Source organism: Parvibaculum sp. (assembly GCF_035325945.1).
Lineage (GTDB): Bacteria > Pseudomonadota > Alphaproteobacteria > Parvibaculales > Parvibaculaceae > Parvibaculum.
This window is the reverse complement of the sequence record NZ_DAOKYX010000013.1, coordinates 68749-76417: the sequence shown is the minus strand read 5'-3', so window position 1 is coordinate 76417 and position 7669 is coordinate 68749. Positions and strand designations below refer to the sequence as shown.

4 protein-coding genes are annotated in these 7669 nt (G+C 64.5%); 1 reads left to right on the top strand and 3 read right to left on the bottom strand.

What is annotated here, in order from left to right:
• Positions 1 to 55: 55 nt before the first annotated feature.
• Positions 56 to 1162 carry an anhydro-N-acetylmuramic acid kinase gene (locus PKA57_RS08605; protein ID WP_324299542.1) on the bottom strand — a complete coding sequence of 369 codons (1107 nt, stop codon included), beginning with the start codon at positions 1160 to 1162 and terminating at the stop codon, positions 56 to 58.
• An 87-nt stretch (positions 1163 to 1249) separates the two neighbouring features.
• Between PKA57_RS08605 and tyrS the strand changes: the two genes are divergently transcribed.
• Positions 1250 to 2506 (top strand): tyrosine--tRNA ligase, encoded by a 1257-nt coding sequence (gene tyrS / locus PKA57_RS08600; RefSeq protein ID WP_324299540.1) that lies wholly within the window; start codon positions 1250 to 1252, stop codon positions 2504 to 2506.
• A gap of 90 nt (positions 2507 to 2596) precedes the next feature.
• Here the strand turns inward: tyrS and PKA57_RS08595 are convergent, their stop codons facing one another.
• Together PKA57_RS08595 and PKA57_RS08590 are read right to left on the bottom strand one after the other, a co-directional pair.
• Complete coding sequence (locus PKA57_RS08595) at positions 2597 to 3712, bottom strand: ferritin-like domain-containing protein (RefSeq protein ID WP_324299550.1); 1116 nt, start codon at positions 3710 to 3712, stop codon at positions 2597 to 2599.
• A 101-nt stretch (positions 3713 to 3813) separates the two neighbouring features.
• Positions 3814 to 7326, bottom strand: a complete 3513-nt coding sequence (locus PKA57_RS08590) for an AsmA-like C-terminal domain-containing protein (protein ID WP_324299538.1) — start codon at positions 7324 to 7326, stop codon at positions 3814 to 3816.
• Between the last annotated feature and the right edge of the window lie 343 nt (positions 7327 to 7669).

Here is a 7669-nt window from a genome sequence, read left to right as displayed (position 1 = left end):
CCGTGCTGCTTTATCTCGCAACCATCTGGATCGCGGCGAGGTTCGGCGTCAGCCTTTAGGAGCGCCCGGCCCTGTGGAGCCTTCCTCCGGGCATCGGCTCCGGCACGCCGGTCGTGGTCGGAAGGCTGAGCGGCAGGCCGCGGAGCGAGCGGACAGCGAGATAGGCGAAGGCTTCCGCCTCCACATCGTCGCCCCGCCAGCCCAGATCCTCCGCCGGAAGCACGCCGCCCTGGAGGCGCTTCGAGAGCATCCGCATCAGCACCGGATTGCGCCGCCCACCCCCGCAGACGATGAAGCGCGAGGGAACGCCCGGAATATGCGCGACGCCGCGCGCAATCGCCTCGACGGTGAACGCCGTCAGCGTCGCCGCGCCATCGGGCGGCGAGAGGCGCTCGACGGCAGCGGGCGAAAAGGAAAAGCGATCGAGCGATTTCGGCGGCGGCGCCTCGAAGAAATCATGCGCCATCAATTCGCGCAGTATCTCGACATCGACCTCGCCCGCGCCCGCAAGCGCGCCGTCGAGATCGACGGGCTCGCCCGTGTGGCGATGCGCCCAATCGTCGATGAGCGCATTGCCGGGCCCCGTATCGAAGGCGATGAGCCCTCCTTCCGGCGCGACATAGGTGATGTTGCCGACACCGCCGATATTGACGATCGCAACGGGCTCCCTGATGCCCGCGCTCCGCACCAGAGCCTGATGATAGAGCGGCACGAGCGGCGCGCCATGGCCGCCCGCAGCAACATCCGCCGAGCGGAAATCATTGACGACATCTATGCCGACGAGGGAGGCGAGCGCCTCACCCATGCGGCTCTGCCCCGCCCGGCCCGGCTCGGGTTGAGGGGGGCGGGTCTGGCCGTGAAACCGGCCGCCCCCCACATGGGGGGGCGCAAGCCCCGCCTCATCGAGCAGGCGGCGGACCGCGACCGCATGGGCGAGCGTGAGCAGCCGCTCCGCCTCGGCGACGGCTTCGGGCATCTGCTCGCCGGGCTCCCAGCCCTTGGCGGCCTCGAGCGCCTGCCGCAGCACCGCCCGCTCCTCCGCCGAATAGGGTATGCCGAGGCTGTGGCCGGGGCGCACGACATGCTCGCCATCCGTGTCGAGAATGGCGGCGTCGATGCCGTCGAGCGAGGTGCCGCTCATCAGGCCAATGGCGCGGATCATGGCGTTTGCCCGTTTTTCCCTGTCGAAAAAGCGTGATACACCACCGGTTCCTTCATGCCTATGGCATCAGCGTCAATCGAGCCGATCATGAGCAATTTCAAGTCCGACTTCCTGCGCGAAATCGATGCGCGCGGTTTCATTCACCAGATCTCCGATCCGGAGGCTCTGGATGCCTATGCCGCCAGGGAAACCGTCACCGCCTATATCGGCTTCGACTGCACGGGACCGAGCCTTCATGTCGGCCATCTCATGGGCATCATGATGCTGCGCCGGCTCCAGCAGGCAGGCCACAAGCCCATCGTGCTGATGGGCGGCGGAACCACGAAGGTCGGCGATCCTTCAGGCAAGGATGAGGCGCGCCAGCTCCTGACTGACGAGCAGATCGCCGCCAACATGGCCTCGATCAAGACTGTCTTCACGCGGTTCCTCGCCTTCGGCGACGGTCCGACCGACGCGATCATGGTCAACAATGCCGAGTGGCTCGACAAGCTCGAATACATCGCTTTCCTGCGCGATTATGGCCGCCACTTCTCGGTCAACCGCATGCTCAGCTTCGACAGCGTAAAGCTCCGGCTGGAGCGCGAACAGCCGCTCTCCTTCCTCGAATTCAACTACATGATCCTCCAGGCCTACGACTTCGTCGAACTTGGCAAGCGCTATGGCTGCCGGCTCCAGATGGGCGGCTCGGATCAGTGGGGCAATATCGTCAACGGGCTCGAACTCGGGCGCCGCGCGGCGAGCCTCGACCTCTTCGCCCTCACCTGCCCGCTCATCACCACCGCCTCCGGCGCCAAGATGGGCAAGACCGCGCAAGGGGCCGTCTGGCTCAACGCAGACATGCGCGCGCCCTTCGACTACTGGCAGTTCTGGCGCAACACGGAAGACGCCGATGTCGGCCGCTTCCTCCGGCTCTTCACCGAATTGCCGCTCGGGGAGATTGCGCGGCTCGAAAAGCTCGAGGGCGCGGAACTCAACGAGGCGAAGAAGGTGCTGGCCACCGAAGCGACCGCGATGCTGCATGGCCGCGAAGAGGCCGAAAAAGCCGCCGCCGCCGCGCGGGCAGCCTTCGAGGAAGGAACGATCAGCGCCGACCTGCCGACGGTCGAGATCGAGGCCGCGAGCCTCGATGCAGGTTTCGGCATTCTCAACGCGCTCGTGACCGCGGGGCTCGTCTCCTCGACCAGCGACGCGCGCCGCCAGATCAAGGGCGGCGCCGTTCGCCTGAATGATGAGGCGGTTTCCGACGAGCGGCTGGCGCTGACAGGCGCGAACCTTACCGGCGACGGCATCATCAAGCTCTCGCTCGGCAAGAAGCGCCACGTTCTTCTGAAGGCGAAAGGCTGAACCAAGGAAAAGCGCCATGACCCGGGCTTGTCGGGCCATGGCGCTGATATGTCGAGGGCGCAAACCGCGCCCGCGAGGCCAGTTCAGCGGCTATTCGGCCGCCTGACCGCCAAGCGCATAGATCGCTGCCTGCCCGCCCGCGCCATTGATCTCGCGCAGATAGCGGATGCCCTCCTCGGCAATGTCGTCGCCCACCATGCGGTCGCCTTCGCCATAGAGTTCTTCCATGTCGACATAGGCGGCGTAGTAATGCGCGGTGCGCTTTGTGACAATTCCGGCCTTGAGCAGCGTCTTGATCAGCACACGGAACACGTTTGTCGATTCCTGAAGTTCCTTGCGCATGTTCCTGTCGGTGAGGGCTTCGGCGAGCGCGCCCTGCACCCAGCGCCAATCGAGGCCGATGCGCTCGTAGATTTCCTTCTTCTGCTCGGGGCCCGTCGAATTGCGCATGAGCATCATGAAGACTTCAAGCGCCCAGTCCTCGATCAGATTGCGTTCGTTTTCCGGCAGCTTCGGCACGGTGCGATCGGCCCAGATCTTGCCGAACTTGTGATGGAAGGCTTCGTCCGTCATCACGAACTGCATCAGCTTGCGCATCAGCGGATCGTTCGTCTTGGCGTAGAAGGTCGCGAAAGTCCCCATGGCGAGGCCCTCGACGATCATCTGCATGCCGACGAGCTTCTTCCAGACGAGCGGGGTCGCCACGATCTCGCAGAGAAGCTTTTCGAGAACGACGCCGCAGGGCTTCGGCTTGCCCCAGCGGGCCTGAATGTATTTGGCGAAGCCGGTGACGTGGCGCGCTTCCTCGCGCGTCTGGTTGGCGGCATATTCCTGCGCGCCCGGATCCTTCAGAATGTGGCAGAGGCTCGCCGACAGCGCGAGCGCGCCCTGCTCGCCATGAAGGATCGAGGACATGGTCCAGCGGACGGATTCGTTGACGAGATAGATCTTCTGCTTCTCGTCGAGCTTATCGGAAACGGCCGTCTTCAACTCCATGTTGAAGTCCGCCGGCATCAGCAACTGGTTGTCGAGGTCCCAGCTATCGTTGAAGTCGATATATTTGGGATCGAGCGGATCCCAGAAATGGTCATGGGTCGCCGAGATGATCTTGTCGAATGCGGCCGAACGCTGCCCATAGCGCTCCACATCCATCATGGCCGGAAAGTCGTCCGGGGCCACCGCCTCATAAGCAGAATCCACGGTCATTTTCTGGTTTGTGGACATCGTCTCCTCCTCCGCCGTCCATATGCCAATGACCCTATCCTATATGCGGAGAAAAACTCCGCAAATTAAATCGGTACTCCGCACTATTGTTTTGGCGCCGTTCCGTTCGCGGGCGCAAGCGGGGCCGCGGGCGGCGCTTCGGGCCTCACCGCGGGTAGCGGTACGGGGCGCGGCTCCGGCGTCTCCGCCTCTGAAGGCGCGACGGGCGCCGGTGCCTCCGGCGGCAGAGATTTGGAAAACTCGAAAAGGCGGCGCAGGAAGCCCGGCGCGATGGCGGAGAGCGGGTTCACGATCACACTGGGATTGTCGATGTCGCCCTTCACCGTATAGGTGAAGCCGAAGACGCCCTCGCCCTGCCGGCCGACGATCAGTGGACCGAGCAAGGGCACATTGCCGAGAATCGAATTGATCGTATAGGCGGGCACGAGCGTGCCCTCCATGACGGTCACGTTTCGCGCGCGGTCGATCTCGCCATTCATGGTGAGGCCGATGGCGGGGCCGGACATACGGGCGTCCTCCACGCGAATCCTGTGGCCGGTCACGTTGAAGGGGAGCTTTAGCGAATCGAAATAAATCCCTTCGCCATTGAGCGTATCGCGGATACCCGTGAGCGAGCCCAGCGTCAGGATGCTCGCCAGAACAGGCGCGTTCACGATACGGAACTTGTCGGCCGCGAACTCTCCCTTCATGGGCGAGCCCGGAAGCTTGTCGTCGATCACCGCTCTGGCGTTCAGCGTGCCGCCGCGCGCGCTCGTCATCAGATCGAGCGCGCTGAGGACGTAACCCGCATCGGGCGAGTGCATGAAGAATTCGCGCGTCCTGTCCGCCCCGCCCCTGATCTCCACGGCGAGCGCCCCGCCATTCCTGTCGGTGCCGGAAAGCTCCATCACAAAGACCTCGCCGTCGATCTGGGTGAAGGATGCCTTGAGGCCCGTGAACTTCGTATCGTTCTGCGCGGCCACTTCGGCCACATTGGCTCGGATCAGCGACCGGAGCGAAGGGTCCTGCTCCATTTCCGGCGTCAGCATCCGCGTGGCCGCCTTCTCCGCCTCCGCCTTGTCGCCCGAGCCGGAAATGAAATCCTGGATCAGGCCGCGCGCGTCGGCCTTCGCGCCGCTGATGTCCAGGACAAGAGTGCCCTTCTGATCGCGCTTCGCCTTCAAGGCAAGATCGTTCGAGGGGCCGAGCTTCACGACCGGAAAATCGGCCGCGAGAATGTGCCCGGCATTGTCGATGGTGAAGCCGCCCTTCGCGTCGATGCCCTCTCCCGCCAGCACGAAATCAGAAATGCGATAGGCGTCGCGAATGAATTCGACCTTGAGGTCGGCGGTTGCGGGCTTGCCGACCGGCTTCATCCAGGCGAGGTCATCCACCTTGGCGATCGCGGCCGACAATTCGGCATGAACGGTGGCATTGGTGATCGCGGAACCGCGACCGGTGAATTTCGCCTGCACCTCGGCCGTTCCCGAAATGAATTCCGTGAGCGGAAGGCCGACGGCGGTGCGGCTCGCATCGTCGAGATAGCCTGAAAGCTCGAAGACCGATCCCGGCCCGCGGGTCGGAACGAAGCTCTCGCTCCAGACGAGCTTCAGCGGCACGCTGCCATTGATGCTGACGGTTCCCTTCGCCTTGAGGCCGGTGCGCTGCACGTCGATATCGAGAGCGCCATCGGTGACGGAAAGGTCCTTCTGGATATTCGGGATGGAGATCTTCTCGGCGCGAGCCTTGCCCGAGAAATCCACATCGTCGATCTTCACGTCCTTGACGAGCGGCAGCCTGAGCCTGGCGCTGAGCGTGCCGCTGCCGCCGACGGTCGCCGGATCGAGGCCGAAGCCGCCGATGAGCTTCAGGGGCTCATGGTTCAGCAGGCCGAGAATGTCGGCGGTCGCGCCCGTCGCCGAAAGCTCGATCTCACCGATGCTGTGCTTGTCCGCGAGAGCGCCATCCGCGAAATGGCCGTTCGAGACGGCGATGGAGCGGCCGGGCGACAATGCGACCGAGGCCGAATTGACCCATGCGTCGAAACGGTCCCCCTGCAACAATCCGCGCGCGGCCACGCCGGTCATGGGCGGCATCTTGTCGAGATAGGAGATGGTCGTGCCGGTGACGTCGAACTCAAAGCGAATGCGCTCGTTCGGGATCGCCATGCCATTGTCGGCATCGGCCAGCATGTCGGCGGGCGCGTCGACGCGAAACGAACCCTTGTTGAGCATCCCGCCCTTCATGTTCTCGGACACCCACTCGCGCGCATTGTGCGAGAGGGGAAGCGGCCAGATGGCGCGGACCGTCTCGACCGGGATCGCCGTCATCGTGCCGCTCATGTTCACCGAGGGCGAACGCGGCCCTTCGCCGATCGTGCCCGAGGCGGCGATCCGTCCCCCGCCCGCGACGCCGAGGCTCACCTCATCGATCGCGAGCGAGCGCTTGTCGAAGTCGAGAAGACCGTCGAAGCGGATATCGTCGAGTTCGACCGGGCCTTCAAAAAATCCGGCCATCTGTGTCGTCGTCTTGCCGCCAGAAAGTTCGACGCGCGCCGAAGAGACATTGAGACCGGCGCCGAGCGTGTAATCGACGCGCCCCACCAGCGAGACGCTGTGAGGTCCGGCCTGAAGGACGAGCTGCTTCAGATCAAGGCGGTGCGCGAGCGCATCGAGAGCGATCTCGGCATGCGCCTTTTCGAGCGCCACCGGCGCCTGCTGCAAGCCCGGCAGGGTGAATGTGCCCTTGCCAGCTTCGAGCATGAGGCGCGCCGAGGCCACGGAGCCGTCGGTACGCATGTTGAGCGTGCCCGTGGCGCCGATGGGAGCATCGAACATCGCGTAGTTGGCAAAGGCGGGAGACATGCGCGCTAGGGCCGCGGGCACGACATTCATCGCCCTCATGCCGACTTCGAGCGATGTACCGCCGCGCGGCAGCGTCCCGTTGAGTTCGACGTGGCTCATCGTGTCACCGATCCGAATGTCGGCGATGAGCGACCCCGCCACCCCGCCACCCGCACCGCGATACATGGCGAGATTCGCGTCGGGCGCCTCGAAGGTGATGCCATTGACCTCGTCGATGAAGCGCAGCGTCGCGTTTCGCATACCGACATGGCGCAGATAGCCGAGGACCGAATTCGTCGTGTTGCCGGTCGCAAGCGCCTCGAACATGGGCGCAAGTAAGGCGGAGGCGTCGCCCTCGGTCGGCGCGGCGGGCGCGGCGCCGGCGGAAGCGAGCCCCAGCGAAACGCCGGTTCCCGGCCGACGCACGATCGAGGCCTGCACGCCGTAGAAATCCACATAGGTCGGCGCAAGCCGGCCGACGAGCAGCGCCGGCACGCTCAGGCGGAATTGCAGGTCGGGGATCGCCGCCACCAGATTGCCGTCCGCGCCGGTGAGGCGGACATTCGCCAGCCGGAAACCGAGCTGCTGGTCCTCCGGCGTCCAGATCAGCACGGTGTTGTCGACCGTCAGACGGCCGCCCTGCAGATCGCGCCGGACGGCGTCCTCGATCATCTGGTTCATGATCGGCAGCGAAATCGGGCCGGTCGAGAGCCGCCATGCCAGCACGGCGAGCAGCACCGCCATCGCCGCGACGGCGACGCCGACAATCTCCAAAGCGATCTTGCTCGTCCGTCGAATCAAGAAACGACTGGCCCCTCTTGCTCGTCATGGCCTTGAAGCCGATCGGACGAGTGCGTTTCGTGTTGTTTTACTCGCAGGCCCCGCTCAAGTCTTCTGATTTGGGGCAGCCTGACTGGACACCATGTATTTGTTTACGATGTTCATTGAGCGACGCTCATGCATATTGGAGGCCGGGCGGGCGGCGTCGGGCCCGCAGGGTGAGGCAAGCGACTGGAGAGGTACTCATGGCGAAGACGGTTGGACCGAAGAAGCCGGACGTGAAGACAGCGAAGAAGGCGCCCGCCGCGAAGGCAACGGCTAAGGCGGCCGCGAAACC